The organism is Kitasatospora sp. NPDC048540 (genome assembly GCF_040651175.1).
Classification (GTDB): Bacteria; Actinomycetota; Actinomycetes; order Streptomycetales; family Streptomycetaceae; genus Kitasatospora.
Window position 1 is genome coordinate 1 of the sequence record NZ_JBEZIR010000097.1, and the last position, 16,824, is coordinate 16,824.

Annotated in this window: 16 protein-coding genes and 1 riboswitch; of the genes, 8 read left to right on the forward strand and 8 right to left on the reverse strand. The window is 72.8% G+C overall.

Features of this window, described 5'->3' with window-relative positions:
• Positions 1-304 precede the first annotated feature (304 nt).
• From AB0D08_RS29500 to AB0D08_RS29515, 4 genes are all read right to left on the reverse strand, one after another.
• The gene (locus AB0D08_RS29500; RefSeq protein WP_033823397.1) at positions 305-1,378 is read right to left on the reverse strand and encodes a low specificity L-threonine aldolase; all 1,074 of its coding nucleotides are present in this window, start codon (positions 1,376-1,378) and stop codon (positions 305-307) included.
• Positions 1,375-2,124 (reverse strand): SDR family NAD(P)-dependent oxidoreductase, encoded by a 750-nt coding sequence (locus tag AB0D08_RS29505; RefSeq protein WP_033823395.1) that lies wholly within the window; start codon positions 2,122-2,124, stop codon positions 1,375-1,377. Before AB0D08_RS29505 ends, AB0D08_RS29500 begins: the two co-directional genes overlap by 4 nt.
• The gene (locus tag AB0D08_RS29510) at positions 2,121-3,518 is read right to left on the reverse strand and encodes a DUF6421 family protein (RefSeq protein ID WP_033823394.1); all 1,398 of its coding nucleotides are present in this window, start codon (positions 3,516-3,518) and stop codon (positions 2,121-2,123) included. Before AB0D08_RS29510 ends, AB0D08_RS29505 begins: the two co-directional genes overlap by 4 nt.
• 330 nt (positions 3,519-3,848) lie before the next feature.
• Positions 3,849-4,037: a hypothetical protein gene (locus AB0D08_RS29515; protein ID WP_359893116.1), complete on the reverse strand. Its 189-nt coding sequence runs from the start codon at positions 4,035-4,037 to the stop codon at positions 3,849-3,851.
• Positions 4,038-4,250: 213 nt separating this feature from the next.
• On the opposite strand from AB0D08_RS29515, the gene AB0D08_RS29520 reads away from it, so the two are divergent.
• Together AB0D08_RS29520 and AB0D08_RS29525 are read left to right on the forward strand one after the other, a co-directional pair.
• Complete coding sequence (locus tag AB0D08_RS29520; protein ID WP_359893119.1) at positions 4,251-4,817, forward strand: DUF5134 domain-containing protein; 567 nt, start codon at positions 4,251-4,253, stop codon at positions 4,815-4,817.
• A gap of 130 nt (positions 4,818-4,947) precedes the next feature.
• Positions 4,948-5,898: a M56 family metallopeptidase gene (locus AB0D08_RS29525; RefSeq protein ID WP_359893122.1), complete on the forward strand. Its 951-nt coding sequence runs from the start codon at positions 4,948-4,950 to the stop codon at positions 5,896-5,898.
• A gap of 102 nt (positions 5,899-6,000) precedes the next feature.
• Here the strand turns inward: AB0D08_RS29525 and AB0D08_RS29530 are convergent, their stop codons facing one another.
• Positions 6,001-6,417, reverse strand: coding sequence for a MarR family transcriptional regulator (locus AB0D08_RS29530; RefSeq protein ID WP_033823390.1), 417 nt, complete (start codon positions 6,415-6,417; stop codon positions 6,001-6,003).
• An 85-nt stretch (positions 6,418-6,502) separates the two neighbouring features.
• Between AB0D08_RS29530 and AB0D08_RS29535 the strand changes: the two genes are divergently transcribed.
• Positions 6,503-8,044 carry an MFS transporter gene (locus AB0D08_RS29535; RefSeq protein ID WP_051813705.1) on the forward strand — a complete coding sequence of 514 codons (1,542 nt, stop codon included), beginning with the start codon at positions 6,503-6,505 and terminating at the stop codon, positions 8,042-8,044.
• Positions 8,045-8,271: 227 nt separating this feature from the next.
• Positions 8,272-8,877, forward strand: coding sequence for a TetR family transcriptional regulator (locus AB0D08_RS29540; RefSeq protein WP_051813702.1), 606 nt, complete (start codon positions 8,272-8,274; stop codon positions 8,875-8,877).
• 43 nt (positions 8,878-8,920) lie between these two features.
• On the opposite strand, the gene AB0D08_RS29545 is transcribed toward AB0D08_RS29540, so the two are convergent.
• Positions 8,921-9,787: a helix-turn-helix transcriptional regulator gene (locus tag AB0D08_RS29545; protein ID WP_359893125.1), complete on the reverse strand. Its 867-nt coding sequence runs from the start codon at positions 9,785-9,787 to the stop codon at positions 8,921-8,923.
• A 418-nt stretch (positions 9,788-10,205) separates the two neighbouring features.
• On the opposite strand from AB0D08_RS29545, the gene AB0D08_RS29550 reads away from it, so the two are divergent.
• The gene (locus AB0D08_RS29550) at positions 10,206-10,712 is read left to right on the forward strand and encodes an ATP-binding protein (RefSeq protein ID WP_359893128.1); all 507 of its coding nucleotides are present in this window, start codon (positions 10,206-10,208) and stop codon (positions 10,710-10,712) included.
• A 283-nt stretch (positions 10,713-10,995) separates the two neighbouring features.
• On the opposite strand, the gene AB0D08_RS29555 is transcribed toward AB0D08_RS29550, so the two are convergent.
• Entirely contained in the window at positions 10,996-11,241 is a 246-nt protein-coding gene (locus AB0D08_RS29555; protein WP_033821379.1) for a DUF397 domain-containing protein, read from the reverse strand.
• Positions 11,242-11,660: 419 nt separating this feature from the next.
• Here AB0D08_RS29555 and AB0D08_RS29560 point away from each other — a divergent pair, with 419 nt between their 5' ends.
• On the forward strand, positions 11,661-12,539 hold the full coding sequence (locus AB0D08_RS29560) for a hypothetical protein (RefSeq protein ID WP_082526657.1): 879 nt from the start codon (positions 11,661-11,663) through the stop codon (positions 12,537-12,539).
• A gap of 79 nt (positions 12,540-12,618) precedes the next feature.
• Here AB0D08_RS29560 and AB0D08_RS29565 read toward each other — a convergent pair whose 3' ends face one another.
• Positions 12,619-14,787 (reverse strand): G8 domain-containing protein, encoded by a 2,169-nt coding sequence (locus AB0D08_RS29565; RefSeq protein ID WP_359893130.1) that lies wholly within the window; start codon positions 14,785-14,787, stop codon positions 12,619-12,621.
• A 261-nt stretch (positions 14,788-15,048) separates the two neighbouring features.
• A riboswitch (cyclic di-AMP (ydaO/yuaA leader) is annotated at positions 15,049-15,218 on the forward strand.
• A 7-nt stretch (positions 15,219-15,225) separates the two neighbouring features.
• Here AB0D08_RS29565 and AB0D08_RS29570 point away from each other — a divergent pair.
• Both AB0D08_RS29570 and AB0D08_RS29575 read left to right on the forward strand, forming a co-directional pair.
• Positions 15,226-16,413 (forward strand): transglycosylase family protein, encoded by a 1,188-nt coding sequence (locus AB0D08_RS29570; protein ID WP_359893133.1) that lies wholly within the window; start codon positions 15,226-15,228, stop codon positions 16,411-16,413.
• A gap of 94 nt (positions 16,414-16,507) precedes the next feature.
• Positions 16,508-16,708: a hypothetical protein gene (locus AB0D08_RS29575; RefSeq protein WP_033823444.1), complete on the forward strand. Its 201-nt coding sequence runs from the start codon at positions 16,508-16,510 to the stop codon at positions 16,706-16,708.
• Positions 16,709-16,824: the final 116 nt, after the last annotated feature.

Here is a 16,824-nt window from a genome sequence, read left to right on the forward strand (position 1 = left end):
GGCGTTGACTTTTGGCACGCTGTTGAGTTCTCAAGGAACGGACACTTCCTTCGGACCGCCTTCCAGCGGGCCCTCCGGGCGCTTCGTTCTTTCGTATTCCAAGCTTATCAGATGTTTTCCGCTCCGTTTTCCGGAGTTTCATTCGATCGGATTTCGCTTGGTTTCGGCCTTTCGGCGCCCCCGAACTCTAGCAGAGTTTCTCGGGCCGTTTTCCCGCTCTCAATTCGAATCCATGGACGGACCGAACGGCGGCGGGGCAACCCGGAGAACATTACGCTCCGGGCTGCCCGAGGTCAAACCGGGCTCAGGCGCGGCCGAGCTCCTCCACCAGCGCCGCCACGAAGGCGTCGATGTCGGCCTCGGTCGTGTCGAAGGCGGTCATCCAGCGGACCTCACCGGTCTGTTCGTCCCAGAAGTAGAAGCGGTAGCGCTTCTGCAGGCGCTCGCTCACCTCGCGCGGGAGGATCGCGAAGACCGCGTTGGACTCGACCGGGCGCACCACGGTGACGCCGTCGATGCCGCGGACGGCCTTCTCCAGTCGCTGGGCCATCGCGTTGGCGTGGCCGGCGTTGCGCAGCCACAGGTCGCCGGCCAGCAGGGCCTCGAACTGGACCGAGACGAACCGCATCTTCGACGCGAGCTGCATCGACATCTTGCGCAGGTACTTCAGGTCCCGGACGCGCTCGGGGTTGAGCACGACCACGGCCTCACCGAACAGCAGGCCGTTCTTGGTCCCGCCGTAGGAGAGGACGTCGACGCCGGCGTCCGTGGTGAAGGCGCGCAGCGGCAGCCCCTGGGACGCGGCGGCGTTGGCCAGGCGCGAGCCGTCGAGGTGGACCAGCATGCCCCGCTCGTGGGCGTGCTCGCAGATCGCCTTGATCTCCTCGGCGGTGTAGACCGTGCCTAGCTCGGTCGACTGGGCGATGGAGACGGCGAGCGGCTGGGCGCGGTGCTCGTCGCCCCAGCCCCAGGCCTGCTGGTCGATCAGCTCGGGGGTGAGCTTGCCGTCCGGGGTGGGGACGGTGAGGATCTTGATCCCGGCGATCTTCTCGGGGGCTCCGCACTCGTCCACGTTGATGTGGGCGCTCGCCGCCGCCACCACCGCGCCCCAGCGCGGGAGCAGGGCCTGGAGGGCGACGACGTTGGCGCCGGTGCCGTTGAACACCGGGAACGCCTCGGCGCGCTCGCCGAAGTGCTTGCGGAAGACCTGCTGGAGGTGCTCGGTGTACTGGTCCTCGCCGTACGCGATCTGGTGGCCGCCGTTGGCCACCGCGAAGGCGGCGAGGATCTCGGGGTGCACGCCCGCGTAGTTGTCGCTGGCGAAGCCACGGACCTCGGGGTCGTGGTGGCGTACGGCGTCGGTGTGCGGTTCGGTCATCGGGCTGTCAGCCACAGGTGCTGTCCGTTCAGTTCTGCTGCGGGGCGGTCCCAGAGGCCCGCCAGGTGCTCGGCCAGGTCGGCGGTGTCGGTGAAGCCGGCGAACTTGGCGTCCGGCTTCTCGGCCCGCATCTCCGGGGAGACCAGGGCCTTGATCACCAGGATCGCAGCCGCGGCGGTGGGCTCGCCGTCCCCGCTGGTGGTCTCCTTCACGAAGGAGTTCGCCATCGCGAGGGTCCAGGCCTCGGTGGCGGCCTTGGCCGCGGCGTACGCGGCGCCGCCGGCGGTGGGCTTGTGCGCGGCCGCGGCGCCGATCATCGCGAACCGGCCGGACTCGCTGCGCAGCAGGGCGGGCTGGAAGGCGAGCGAGGTGTGCTGGAGGGTGCGCACCACGGTGTCGTGCAGGAAGTCCCAGTCGTCTATGCGGCTCTCGAAGAAGGACTTGCTGCCCCGCCAGCCGCCGACCAGGTGGAACAGGCCGTCGACGTGGCCGTGCTCGGCCTCCAGGTGGTCGGCCCAGTCGTGGACCTCCTGCGGGTCGAGCAGGTCGATGATCTGGCCGGTGATGGCGGCGCCGGGGACGGCGGTGCGGACGGCGTCGATCGCGCTGTCCAGGCGGCGCTGGTCGATGTCGGCGCCGATCACGGTCGCGCCCTCGGCCGCGAGGCGGCGGAGGGTGGCCTGGCCGGCCGGGCCGCTGGCTCCGGCGACGGCGATGACCTTGCCTGCGAGGCGGGAGGTGTTCACGCGGCGACTCCCTCGAGGCCGGCACCGGTGATGCCGGTGGTGGCGGCGATGACGCCGCTGAGCTTCTTGGACAGGGCCTCGTAGAACATGCTGAGCGGGAACTCGTCCGGGTGGACGGCGTCGCACAGGGCCTTGTTGAGGGCCTTGCCGTCGACGGTGTCCAGCGGGAGCGCCTCGGGACCCTTCGCCCAGGTGGAGGCGGGGTGCGGGGTGAGGTACTTGGAGACCAGCTGGTACGCGGCGATCCAGTGGGCGGTCTTCGGCCGGTCGATGCCGTCGCGGTAGAGGGTCTCGATCTCGGCGCAGAGCGCGTTGGTGACGTCGGCGACGCGGTCCCAGTCGATGCTCAGGCGGTTGTCGCGCCAGCGCAGCGCGTCGTTCTTGTGCAGGTAGGCGAAGAGCAGCTGGCCGCCCATGCCGTCGTAGTTGCGGACGCGGTCGCCGGAGACCGGGAAGCGGAACATCCGGTCGAAGAGGATGGCGTACTGCACGTCGCGGCCCTGGGGGTAGCCCTCGGCCTGCAGCTTGACGGCCTCCTTGAAGGCGGTCAGGTCGCAGCGCAGCTCCTCCAGGCCGTACATCCAGAACGGGCTGCGCTGCTTGATCATGAACGGGTCGAACGGCAGGTCGCCGTGGCTGTGGGTGCGGTCGTGCACGAGGTCCCACAGGACGAAGGTCTGCTGGGCGCGGTGCTGGTCCTCCAGCAGGCCGGCGGCGTCGGCGGGGATCTCCAGGCCGAGCAGGTCGACGGCGCTGGTGGTGACCGCGCGGAAGCGGGCGGCCTCGCGGTCGCAGAAGATGCCGCCCCAGGTGAAGCGTTCGGGGGCCTTGCGGACCGCGACGGTCTCCGGGAAGAGCACCGCGGAGTTGGTGTCGTAGCCGGCCGTGAAGTCGGTGAAGGTGATCGGCACGAACATCGGGTTGTCGAAGCGCTCGCGCTCCAGCTCGGCCAGCCAGTCCGGCCAGACGACCTTCAGCAGGACGGCCTCGAGGTTGCGGTTCGGGTTGCCGTTCTGGGTGTACATCGGGAAGACCACAAGGTGGTCCAGGCCGTCCACGCGCTGGTCGGCGGGCTGGAAGGCGAGCAGCGAGTCGAGGAAGTCGGGCTCCCGGTAGCCGGTGTCGGCCCACTTGCCGAGGTCGGCCTGGACGGCGGCGAGGTACGCGGCGTCGTGCGGGAAGAGCGGGGCGAGCTCGGCGACGGCGGTGGTGACCGCCTCGACCAGCGGGTCGACGGTGTGGCGCTGGACGGCGCCCAGGTCGATCGAGCCGTCCTTGGACTGCAGCGGTCGAAGCGTCTCGACAGCGTCCTTGAGGCGCAGCCAGGCGGGGTGGCCGGCCGGGCCGGCGGAAGCATCGCCCGCTACCGCGAGCTTCGGCGAAAGATTCTGCATTGGAGACTCACTTCGACAGGAGTTTTTAGAGCATGACCACCATAGATACAGAAGGTTCTCCTGTTCAAGGGGGGTTCTGCAGTAAACCCGGCACTCAGGGTGACTGTCCACGATCCGGACGGTCGGCCGGACAGGAGAGCGAACGGGCCGCGGACCCGGCGGCGCACGGGGACCGGGGCGCGGCGGCGGAGGCCGTACGCCGACCATGCCTCGCGCCCCGCGGCGGCGCCACCGGTGGCGGGCGGGGCCGGCCGGAGCGGTCGGCGGTCAGCGGTCAGCGGCAGGTACACACTGGGCGACGCCGGTGCGGTGGGCCGGGGCGTGAGGGGTTCAGGTGCCGACCCGGACGACCTCGGCCAGCACCATGACGGCGCCGAGGGAGGCCCAGCCCACGCCGATCCGCCGGAGGGTGCCCGGGGTGGCGGCACCGAGCGGACGCCAGGAGCGCGCGGCGAGGCGGAAGCACTTCTCCGCCACACCCCCCGCATTGAGTGCCAGCGCCGTGCCCGAGAGCACCATCACCGCGGTGGTGATCCACAGAATCCAACAGTCGTTACCGGCTGTTCCCACTCGAATCCCCCCTGTCGTCCCATCATCGCCCACCCTCGCACAGGCGGCGGGCATTTCGGGGGGCGAGCACCAGTGCGCCCCGTACGCGCCCTGCCCGGGACGGCCGTCCATCGGGGAGGGTGGACCGTGAACCCGTCTGCACTCCGGTCGAGGGGGGCACCCATGCACGGTCCGACCGTCGTCAGCTGGCTGGTGGCCGCCCTGGCGATGGGGGCGGCGGGTCTGTGCCTGCTCCGGCTGCGGGGCGCCGGCTGCGCCGGACCGGAGCGCCGGCACCCCGACCGGGAGTCGGACACCGCGGAGGCGGTGATGGCGCTGGGGATGGCGGGCATGGTGGCCCTGCCAGGGCCGCTCTGGGGCTGGCTGTTCGCCGCGCTGGCCGGGGCACTGCTGCTGGCGCTCGTCGGACTGCTGGGCCCCGGGCCGCGGGCGCACCGGCTGCACCACGGCGTGGGGGCGCTCGCGATGGCGTACATGGCGCTGGCGATGCCGGGCGGCTCCGGCGGGCCGCACGGTTCCGGCGGACACTATGCGGCGGCCGCCGTACCGGGGTTGCCATTGGTCACGGGCGCCCTGCTGCTGTACTTCGGCGCCTATTCGCTGTGGGCCGGCAGCCGGCTGCTCTCCACCCCGGCCGGGCCGCTGCCCGCGGCGGGCGGGGACGGGCTGGGGCGGGCGTGCCGGGTGGCGATGGGCATCGGGATGTTCGCGATGCTGCTGACCATGTGACAGCCGGCCGGTGCGGGCGCCACGTGGTGTTGGTCACTGCCGGGCCGGACGGGCTCCGGTGCGGGCGCCCGGCGCATAGGTTGGAGGGGCGCATCTCGCGCGCCCGTCCTCCCCGGGGGGAGCGTCTGCCATGACGGCCCTGCTCAGCCTGTTGCTGCTCGGAGTGCTGCTCGCCACCGTCGCGCCCGGACGGCTGGTCCGGGCCAGGTGGGTCGAGCGCGAACCGGTGCTGGCGCTCTGCGCGTGGCAGTGCCTGGTGGTCGCGGTGCTGCTGTGCTGTGTGCTCGGCCTGCTGCTGGCCTGTTCGGCCGCGCTGCCGGAGCTGCGTGCGCTGGTGTTCGCGGGCGCGCCGCGCGGGGTCGAGGAGGCGTACGGGCTGGCGGGGGCGGCGGGCTGGGGGCGGCTGTGGGCCGCGCTGCTGGCGGCCGGGGGGCTGTGGACGGCGGTGTCGCTGGTCCGGGAGATCCGCGCCGCCCGCGCGCTGCGCGGCCATCAGCACGACCGGCTGAGCCGCTCGGCGCCCGAGCTGCCGCCGGGCCTCGGGCCGGTCGAGCGGACCAGGGAGCGGTTGGTGGTCCTGGAGGACGTCCGGCCCGAGGCCTGGTCGCTGCCGGGGCACCAGGCCCGGCTGGTGGTCACCACCGGGGCCCTGCAGCAGCTGAGCGGGCGGGAGTTGGCGGCGGTGCTCAGCCATGAACGCGGCCATGTGCGGGCCCGGCACCACTGGCTCGCGCAGTGTGCGCAGGCGCTCGCCGACGGCTTTCCCGGGGTGGAGGTGTTCAGCGCCTTCCGGGACCAGGTCGGCGAGTTGGTCGAGCTGGCGGCCGACGACCGGGCGGCGCGCCGGCACGGCCGGCTGACCACGGCACTGGCCCTGGTCGAGCTCAACTCCGGCCGGGGGGTGTTCGGTTCGTGCCCGCCGCAGCAGCTCGCCCAGTCGCCGCGCCGGGTCGACCGGCTGCTGGCCGGTGAGCCCCGGCTGCGTGCGGTGCACCGGCTGCGGCTCACGCTGGCCGCGCTGGCGGCGCCTGCGGCGGCCGTCCTGCTGGCCGTCTGGCCGGGGCTGTCCGCACTGCTCTGACCCGTCGGCGACCGGTCACGGGCGGGAGGTCACGGGCGCGGCCGTTCGGCGGGCGCGCGGCTCTCCGGCCACCGGTCACGGGCGGGCGGGGCCGGGCGGCCGTCAGGGGCGCGGGGCGCCGTCCGTGAGCGTGCGGGCGAGCACCTCGCGGTGGAGCGGGCGGGCCTCGCGGTAGCGGGTGCGGCCGGCCTCGGTGAGCTGGACGTAGATGCCGCGGCGGTCGATCTCGCACATCGCGCGCTCGACCAGTCCGGCCTTCTCCAGACGCCCGATCAGCCGGGACAGCGCGCTCTGGCTGAGGTGCACGGTGCAGGCCAGGTCCTGGATCCGCAGGGCGGCCTCGCGCTCGCGGTGCTCGTCCTCCCAGAGCCGTTCCAGGACCTCGAACTCGCTCATGCCGAGGCCGTGGCGCTCCCCCAGCTCCCGGTCGAGGGCGCAGGAGGCGGCCGCGTGGCGCGCCAGCAGTGCACGCCACTCGACGACGTGGGCCGCGTCGGACGCGGTGTCGAGATCAGTCACCCCGCCAGGTTATCACTGCACGGGCACTTATTGCAGGCTCATTAAATGCGTTTGCATTCAATGCACGTGCATGTAGTCTCCTGCCATGACCACAGCCCAGCCGGCTCCCGGCGCCAACTCGACCGACCTCAGCTGGAGTCCACGCCTCTGGGGCGCCCTGATCGTCCTGTGCGCCGCCATGTTCCTCGACGCCCTCGACGTCTCCATGGTGGGCGTCGCCCTGCCCTCCATCGGCGCCGACCTCCACCTCTCCACCTCCACCCTGCAGTGGGTGGTCAGCGGTTACGTCCTCGGCTACGGCGGACTGCTGCTGCTCGGCGGCCGGGCCGCCGACCTGCTCGGGCGCCGCCGGGTCTTCCTGGTCGCCCTCGCCGTGTTCGCCGCGGCCTCCCTGCTGGGCGGCCTGGTGGACGACGGCGGCCTGCTGATCGCGGCCCGCTTCCTCAAGGGCGTCAGCGCGGCCTTCACCGCCCCGGCCGGACTGTCCATCATCACCACCACCTTCGCCGAGGGGCCGGCCCGCAATCGCGCGCTCTCCATCTACACCACCTGCGGCGCCAGCGGCTTCTCGCTCGGCCTGGTGCTCAGCGGCCTGCTCACCTCGGCCGGCTGGCGCTGGACCTTCCTGATGCCGGTGCCGGTCGCCCTGCTCGCGCTGGTCTTCGCGACCCGGCTGCTCCCCCGCCAGGCCGCCCCCGAGCGCGGCCGCGCCGGGTACGACGTGGCGGGCGCCGTCACCGGGACCGGGGCCCTGCTGCTCCTGGTGTTCACCCTCACCGAGGCGCAGAGCGCCGGCTGGGCGAGCGTGCGCACCCTCGGCTCGCTGGCCGTGGTGGCCGCCCTCGGCGCCGCCTTCCTGGTGATCGAGTCGCGCACCGCGCACCCGCTGGTGCGGCTCGGCATCTTCCGCAACGGCGGTGTCGCCCGGGCCAACCTCACCGCGTTCACCATCTTCGGCTCGTACGCGGGCTTCCAGTTCATCGCCACCCTCTACCTGCAGCGGCTGCTCGGCTGGTCCGCGCTGGAGATGGCGTTCGGCCTGCTGCCCGCCGGGGCGCTGGTCGCGCTGTCCGCGACCCGGATGGGCGCGATCATCGACCGCTTCGGCACCGGGAAGCTGCTGCCGATCGGCGTGCTGGCGCTGACCGCCGGCTACGCGTACTTCCTGCAGCTGGGTGAGCACAGCGGCTTCGCCAGCCTGGTCCTGCCGAGCATGGTGCTGCTGGGCATCGGCTTCGCCCTGGCCTTCCCCTCCGTCAACATCAGCGCCACCAGCGGGGTCGCGGACGAGGAGCAGGGGCTCGCCTCGGGCCTGGTGAACACCGCCTTCCAGGTGGGCAGTGCGATCGTGCTGGCGATCACCACCGCCGTGATCACCGCGGGCAGCGGCGGCGGCGAGAGCCCGCAGGCCCAGCTGGACGGCTACCGGCCGGCGCTGCTGCTCGTCACCGGGATCGCGGCGGCCGGTCTGCTGGTGACCCTGGTCGGCGCCGCGCTCGACCGGCGGGCCGCGGCGGCGGCCGTGGCGGCCACCCCGGTGCCGGACTACCGCTACGGGCCACTCACCGACGGCGGCGAGCCGGCCGGACGGGACGCCACCCGGACCGAGGTGCTGTCCGAGCGCTGAACCCGCGGCCACCCGTCGCGGCGCACCACCGGATGCCGCCCAGGTGCCGGCTCCACCAAACCCCCGTGTTGGTGGAGCCGGCACCTGGGCGTTCCACCGCGCGGCCCGGCGTACCCGAGGCCCGGATCCCGGCGCGGCGGTCGACCCGGCCAGATATATTGGCCGGGAGCCAATGAACGTACGGAGCTGACACGATGGCACCTCGGGGGGAATCGGTCAATGAGGCCATGCGCCGACGCTCCCGCCACCGCATCCTGCGCGCCACCGTCGAGCTGGTCGACCAGCACGGATACGGCCGGACCACGCTGGGCGACATCGCCGAGCGGGCCGGGCTCGCCCGCGGTCTGGTCTCCTACTACTTCGACGGCAAACGGCTGCTGATGCAGGCCGCCACCCACCGGATGATGCACCTGGGGCTGGCCGCCGCGCTCGGCGACCTGCCGTCCGACGCCTCCCCGGACGCCCGGCTGGCCCGGGGGATCGACACCGTGCTTGAGCTCGCGCTGGAGCATCCGCTGGTGATGCGTTCGCACCTCGCACTGATCCTGGAGCCGGACGCCGGCAGCTTCGTACAGGACCCCGAGCAGCAGCAACTCGGCGCCATCCTGCGGGAGTTGCTCAGGGACTGGGGCGCGCCCGACCCGGTGGCCGAGCACGCGGTGCTGCGCAGTGCGCTGATGGGCGCCTGCATCGGGGTCCTGCTGCCAGGCGCGCCGGTGCCGCTGGCCCCGATCCGGGCGGACCTGTTCGCCCGGTACGGGCTGGCCTGGGAGCTGGGGGTGCCGCCGCAGCCGCGGGCGCCCGCCCGGCCGCAGCCGTCGGTGCGCGGCTGAGCGGCCCGGCCGCACCGGGCGGCCGGGCGGCGCGGCGGGTGCCTCAGCGGTCCTTGAGGATGGTGGCGAGCAGGTCGACGGTCTGGCCCGGGGTCAGGCTGTCGACGCACAGCCGTTCCATCACCTGGATGTAGGCGTCCACGTCGTCCCGCTTGTCCAGGTAGAGCGCGCTGGTGAGCTGCTCCAGGTAGACCACGTCGGCCAGGTCCTGCTCGGGGAAGCGCAGGATGGAGAAGGCGCCGCTCTCGCCGGCGTGCGCGCCGAACCGGAACGGCATCACCTGCACCACGACGTTGTTGTGCTCCGACATGTCGATCAGGTGCTGGACCTGGGCCCGCATCACCTTGGGGCCGCCGACCGGGCGGCGCAGCGCCGCCTCGTCGATGACCGCCCACAGCTTGGGGCCCTGGTTCTCGGTCAGCAGGCTCTGGCGGCGCATCCGCAGGCTGACCCGGCGGTCGACCTCCTCCTCGGCGAGCGCGGGGCGGCTCTGGCCGAAGATCGCGCGGGCGTACTCCTCGCACTGGAGCAGGCCGGGGATGAACTGCACCTCGTAGGTGCGGATCAGGGCGGCCGCCTCCTCCAGACCGATGTAGGTCTGGAACCAGTTCGGCAGGACGTCGGTGAAACTGTGCCACCAGCCGGACTTGTTGGCCTCGCGGACCAGGCCGAGCAGCGCCTCGCGCTCGACGCCGTCGTTGACGCCGTAAAGGCTGAGCAGGTCGGCGACGTCACGCTCCTTGAAGGAGACCCGGCCGAGTTCCATCCGGCTGATCTTGGACTCGGAGGCCCTGATCGCGTAGCCGGCGTCCTCACGGGTGATGGCGCGTCCTTCGCGCAGGCGGCGGAGCTGGGAGCCGAGGAGGATCCGGCGCACCATCGAACCACCACCGGGCTGAACTGTGGTCATGCGGTCGAAACCTCCACCTTGGGCAAACAGCGCACAGTCTGCCATCAGTTGAGCGCTCTCGGTGCCGGTACTGGTGCAACGATCTACCAGTTCTGCATCACACCTACCATCTTGCACGTGCATCCGGCGCTTGCATATGCCAATCCTGCGACTGCACGTGAATCGACTCTTGCATCTGCAGTGAGCGCAGAGGACCATGGTGCACGTGCACCTGCACACCCCTGGCAATCCCGCGGGCTCCGCCTCGACCACATGCGCGATCCGCACGCCGTACCCGGCAGCGCCCGTCGCGCAGCCGGATTCGCGTGCGCGCGAGTGGTCGTCGGGCGTAGCGGCCGCGCGGCCGAGCGAGTCGGAGGTGACCGGCATGACCCCGGCGGGTCCAGCCGTGTCGGCCCCCTTATGGGAGGAGCTCTTCATGAGCACCGGAACGGCCTTGGCGACCGACCCCCACGTGGTCAGCTGTACCCTCGCTCCCCGTTTCGAAGCCGTGAGAACCGCTCGCGAGTTCGCCAGATCCACCCTGCTCGGCTGGGGTCTCGGGGAGCTCTTCGACGATGTCTCCCTGGTCGCCTCGGAGTTGGTAACCAATGCGCTGCGGCACGCGCTCGGCGCGGCCGAGCCCGCCCGGCTGCCCGCGCAGCCGGGACCGCGGCAGGCGGCCGACGCCACCCTGCCGATCCGAATAAGCCTGGTGCACCGTTCACCGCAGGTGGTCTGCGCGGTGAGCGACCCCAGCAGCAGCGGGCCGGTGGCCCGGGAGGCCGACTTCGTGGCGGAGTCCGGCCGGGGGCTGCACCTGGTGGACTCGTTCAGCCGTTCCTGGGGCTGGCACCCGCTGGCGGGCGCGGGCAAGGTGGTCTGGGCGCTGTTCGAGGCGGCACCGGAGGCTCCGGCCGCCGGACGGCACCGCCGTTCCGCCTGACCGGCAGCGCCCCGCCGCTCGGCGCCGACGCGTCACTCTGACACCGGGCGCTGACACGGCGCTGACGCGCGGTCAGTCTGCCTCCGCCGCACAGTACTTACTGCACGCACTGCGCACCCGGCGGGTGCGGCGCCCGGGCGCCCCCGCCACCCGCCCCGCCCGTCCGGGCCACCCCCCGGACCCCACGCCCCCCGCGGGCCGGCGGCCGCCGGCAAAACCAAAGGCCGCCGTGGCAACCGGTGCCCACGACGGCCCGAAACCCGCCCCGACGTCCCACCGGACGTCAGTTCGCCCCCGCGCCGAGGTGGTCGAACTCCCCGTCCTTGACCCCGAGCAGCATCGCCTCGATCTCGGCCCGGGTGTACACCAGCGCGGGGCCGTCGGGAAAGCGCGAGTTCCGCATCGCGACGTCTCCGCCGGGCAGCGCCGCGAACTCCACACAGTTCCCCTGGGAGTTACTGTGCCGACTCTTCTGCCAGACCACACCGTCGAGGTCCGCAGCCGCCATGCCGTTGAAAGCCTCACGCATTGAAATCTCCCCGATCGACGGCGATCTCCTCACCTGACGTGATGATAGCTCGGCTTGCACGTGCATCGGCACGGGATAGCGCCCGTGCGAATGCACGCGACCGACAGCCCCTCGACGCGGATGCCCCGGGCCGCCTGACGGTACGTAAGCGGGCATACCGCCACGAATACCCGGCGATCCGATGACCGTCCGTACACCTCGGCAAGCACGGTGTCGATCTTCAAGAGACGCCGGGCACCTCACGGGCAGTTACGTCGGCCAAGTGTGAGCCGCGTCACGATCGAAGGGCCCGGCAACTGGGTAACCACCCCGGAAAGGTGACCGCTTTGCCCGACAACATCCCTCTTGTCCAGGACGGTTTGCCCGGTTCCTGGGATCCGGCTGCAGTAGGGGCGGGCGAATGTCCTACGATCTCCGCCATGAGCACAGCAGCGATCCCGGGCGCGCCACTGCCCGTCCGTACGCCCGGCTCCCGTGCGCGGGGGCGCCACCGTCGTCCTGAGCGCCCCGAGATCCCGGTCGGCTCCCCGGCCATGGTGCTCGCCGTACCCGTCACGGCCGGCCCCGAGTCCCGCTCCGTGGTGGACGAGCTGCTCTCCATCGTGCGCGGCGAGCAGCCGGGCATCGAGGCCGCGGCCGCCTACCTGGACGTCAGCGAGGGCACCGAGGGCGCCGTCACGGTCAGCTCGCTGCTGGCCGAGGCCACCAACGCCGGGTACCCCGCGCCGGTCGTGGTCCCGCTGCTGACCGGTCCGCACCTCGGGCTGCAGGAGCTGCACAAGGTGGCCGCCGAGTTCGGCTCCACCGTCACCGACGCGCTCGGCCCGCACCCGCTGCTGGCCGAGGCCGTGCACGTCCGCCTCTCCGAGGCCGGGCTGGCCCGCGCCGACCGCGCCCGGCTGTTCGCCATCACCACGGCGGCCGACGGCATCGTACTGACCGTGACCGGTGGCGAGGAGGCCGCCACGGCCGCCGGGATCACCGGTGTGCTGCTGGCCGCCCGGCTCGCCGTGCCGGTCGTCGCCGCCGCGCTGGACGTCCCGGGTTCGGTGGCCGCGGCCGTCGACCACCTGCGGGCCACCGGTTCGCAGCGTCCCGCGCTCGCCCCGCTGGTGATCGGCCCGGAGGCCGACCCGGAGCTGCTGGCCGCCGCAGCCGAGGAGACCGGCTGCCCGAGCGCCGCCCCGCTGGGCGCCTACCCGACCGTCGGTCAGCTGATCGCCGGCAGCTACCTCGCGCAGCTGCCCGCCCCGGCGCCGCTCGACGAGGAGTACGCCGAGGAGCAGCCGGAGGGCTGAGTCCCGCGCGACCCGCGACACCACCCGGCCTCGGCCCCCACCTGGGGGCCGAGGCCGGGTGCGTCGGCGGTGGCGGGAGTCAGGTCACCCGGGCGGTCGGCACCGCCGCGTCGGCGAGCCGGACGGACGGGGTGACGGGCTGGCGCGGGCCGTCCGGGACGTCGGCCGGGGTGGTCGAGGCGTTCCACGCCGGGGCCGCGGCGACGCCCTGGGACTTGTTCAGCTCGACCGCCTGGGCGTCCCCGGCCTTGCGCAGCACGATCCGCTTGGGGGTCGGCGACTCGGGGTCGAGCCACACCTCGTTGCCGCTGAACGAGCAGTCCAGCACCTGGATGTCGTCCGGCTGCCCGTCGGTGGTGGCCCGGAAGGCGACCCCGGCCTTGCGGTAGCCGGTCATCCGGCAGCGGCTGATCGTCACCGGCACGCCGGCCAGCTGGTGCTTGAGGGTGGAGACCGCGTAGTCGGACTGCCCGGCCGCGTCGATCAGCAAGCCGTCGAAGACGGTGCCCTTGTCCCGGCCGAGCGCGTGCACGGCGATGCCGCCGGCCGCGTTGCCGTAGAGCACGCTCGAGGTGTAGTCGAAGTCGTTCAGGTAGGCGCCGTGCTCGATGCCCCAGCCGCCGTTGTGGTACGCGACGAACTGTCCGACGGTGTGGTGGTGCTGGGCGTTGAGCCAGACGAAGATGCCGTTCTCCAGGTTGTTGTGCGCCAGGCAGCGTTCGAAGGTCCACACCCCCTCGCTGGTCTCCGGCCACTCGTAGCCGGAGGCGCCGGTGGCGCCCTGGACGCCGACCGCCACGCAGCCGGTCGCCTTGCTGCCGCTGCCGGCGCCGAGGCTGAAACCGGTCAGCCGGTAGCCGCGCGGGTTGGGCTCGAAGACCGTCCGGGAGGCGACGCAGGAGTCGTAGACGATGTCGTCGGAGGGGCCCTGCGGGGTGCGGGTGTCCTGCGGGCCGTCCCACCAGTAGGCGTCCTCCCAGGTGTTGTGGCTGATGCAGCTGCGGAAGGTGACGCCGTGGCTCATGTGCGGGACGAAGGCGTGGTTGCCCGCGTCGCGGACCACCACACCCTGCACCACGGTCCCCCGGGACGCGTCGGCGAGCATGTGGAAGTGCAGCCCGTACCGGCCGAGCACCGGGTCGGTGACGGGCTTTCCGTTCCACTGCTCCTTGCCGTTGGTGCGCGGGCCGAGCCAGCGCAGCGCGGCGTGCCGGACGTCCGCGCGACGGGAACTGGTGAGGTGGATGTGGGCCCGGCCCTGTTCGGTGCCCTCGACGCGGACGTTGCGGGTCAGATTGAGGACCTCGGCGCCGACGGTGACGCCCGCGCCGACCGCGACCCGGGGGTGGGCGTACGTCAACGGGCCGTCAAGGACGACCGTGGCGCCCTTGACCTGACGGACCGTGCGCAGGTCGTACTGGGCGGAGAAGTCGTCACCGCTGTCGGGGGCGGCGGTCGGGGTGACGGCCAGTTCGTCGCCCACCTGCCAGCCGGCGGGGGCGGCCGCGAGGGTGATGCTGGTGTCGCCGGCCTTGAGCGCGCCGGCGGCCCGGACCCAGGCGGTCCGGGCGGCGCCGTCCAGGCGCAGGTAGCCGGCGCCGGTCACCCACAGGCCGGTGTCGGTGTCGACGACGGTCATGCCGCCGCCCTGGAAGCGGCGCTCGTCCACCCCGGGGAACCTGACCATGTGCACCACCGCGTCGGTGGGGGACGCGCTCAGGGTGCCGCGGACCTCGATGTTGCCGGCCGAGCTGAGCGTGAGGTTCTTGTCCTTGGCGAAGACCAGCGAGCCGGCCGGCTCGATCACCAGGGACCCGACGGCGGCGTCGGTGTCCAGCAGCACCTGGTCGGTGATCCGCACCGCGCTCTTCGGTCCCGGGACGCTGCCGCCCCAGCCGGCCGGGTCGGACCAGCGGCGGCCGCCCTCGGCGACGGTCGGCGGCGGCTGCTCGGAGGGCGGCGCCACGGAGGCCGCGGGCGACGGGGTGCCGTGCTGGTGCCCGCTCGCGGTGGGCGGGGCGGCGGTCCGGCCGGGGCCGGGGCGGCGGGCGCCGACCGGACTCTGCCGGACCGCCTCCTCGCCCGCGACCGCGGCGACGATGCCGACGGCCCCCCAGATCAGCAGCGCACGGCGGCTGCTCCCGGCGGGCCGCTCGGGCGCGCCCCGGTGCGAGTGGGGCCGGCGGGCGGGGGCCGGCTGCTCCCCGCCCTCGCCCGGCGGCTGCGGCGGTCTCTGCTCTGGCTCCACGGTCGGTCGTCCCTCCCCCGGGCCGCAGGTCCGGCCCTGTCGACTGCAGCATAGGCAAGTCCCCATCCGTTAAAGGCTTTTGCGCGAAAGCGAGCGAACATGAACGGTCCGGGCGAGGTTTATCGATCATGAAGGCCGTGCGCGGGAGATGTGACGACGCTCACACATATTTGCGGTTTCAACTTATCTCTGCCTAATGTCCTCCCACGTTCGTGGTCACACGGACCCAGCCACCCGGAACGCCGAGTCCTGCCGCCGGGTGCGCTGGCAGTGCCGAAAACGCACCGCGGCAGGAGCGGGGGAACCAGGTAGGTCGCCCGGAAGCGGTACGCCAGTACCGGGACCGGGCTTGGGGTGAAGCCGTGCTCAGCACGGCCGGGCAACTCCAGCCCGAATCCGACAGCTCACCTCGTAGGCGTGGGAGAGGAACGCGTCTTCATGCTGCCCATCAGCGCCTCCAAGCGTGCCCGTCGCATCATCGCCACCACCGGTGTGGTCGGCATCGGTCTCACCATCCCCTGCCTGACCGCCGGTTCGGCCTCCGCCGCCTCCGTCGCCACCTGGGACAAGGTCGCCCAGTGCGAGTCCTCCGGCAACTGGAGCATCAACACCGGCAACGGCTTCTACGGCGGTCTGCAGTTCACCTCCAGCACCTGGGCCGCCTTCGGCGGTACCTCGTACGCCGCCCGCGCCGACCTGGCCAGCAAGGACCAGCAGATCGCCGTCGCCGAGAAGGTGCTCGCCTCCCAGGGCCCCGGCGCCTGGCCGGTCTGCTCGGTCCAGGCCGGTCTGACCAAGGGCGGCGAGGCCCCGCAGATCAACACCGGTGCCGCCGCGAGCACCCCGGCCGCCACCGCCGCCAAGCCGGCCGCCCCGGCCGCCGCCCCCAAGCCCGCCGCCGCGCCGAAGCCGGCCGCGCAGCAGGCCGCCCCCCAGCAGGACACCCACCAGTGGGCGGGCAAGCAGTGGGACGGCAAGCAGTGGAACGGCCACCAGGGCGCCCACGACTACACCGTCCGGGCCGGTGACTGGCTGTCCCAGATCGCCGAGCAGAACCACGTCCAGGGCGGCTGGGAGAAGCTCTACGAGCTGAACAAGTCGGTCCTCACCGAGGGCGCCGACGTCATCTACCCGGGCCAGCACCTGAGCCTGGGCGACGACACCGCCACCGCCGCGCCGGCCGCCCCGGCCGCCGCCCCGAAGCCGGCCACCGCCGCCCCGGCCGCCGCCACCGCCGCCAAGCCCGCCGCCGCCACCCAGGCGACCGGCTCCAAGGCCGCCGCGATCAACTTCGCGCTGTCCAAGGTCGGCCAGGCCTACGTCTACGGCGGCAGCAGCGACGGCGGCTGGGACTGCTCCGGCCTGACCCAGGCCGCGTACCGCCAGGCCGGCGTCTCGCTGCCGCGCGTCGCCGCCGACCAGGCGGACACCACCACCCGGGTGTCGCTGGACTCCCTGCAGCCGGGAGACCTGCTGTTCTGGTCCAACAACGGCAGCAACTCGGGCGTCTACCACGTCGCCCTGTACGTGGGTGACGGCAAGTACGTCGAGGCCGCCAACCCGCGTGCGGGTGTCCGGGTCGAGACCATCGCCGACTACGCGCCGGACTTCGCCGGCCGGATCTGATCCAGGATCCACCGGGCCGCCGCCCTCGGAGACCCTTCCGGTTCCGGGGGCCGCGGCCTGGGCTACGGCGGGTCCACCTCCAGGAGCGCCCGCCATGGCCAAGGTCACCATCACCCTCGACGCCGATCTCGCGATCGAGGTGATGCTCCAGTCCGGCACGAGGAATCCGCAGGACGCGGTCGAGCTGATCGTCCGTGACTACCTCGACCGCACCCGGCGCACCGAGGCGCGGACCGGCGACGCGGCCGACCAGCAGCGGTTGGACCCCCGCAGGCCGGTCGCCGAGGAGGGCTGAGGAGCCGGACCCGACGCCCTCACCCCCGAAGACGTGCGTGACGGCCCGGAGACCTCCCGTCTCCGGGCCGTTCGCCGTACCCGGCCCCGGCCCGGACCGGGGCCGCACCGGACCGT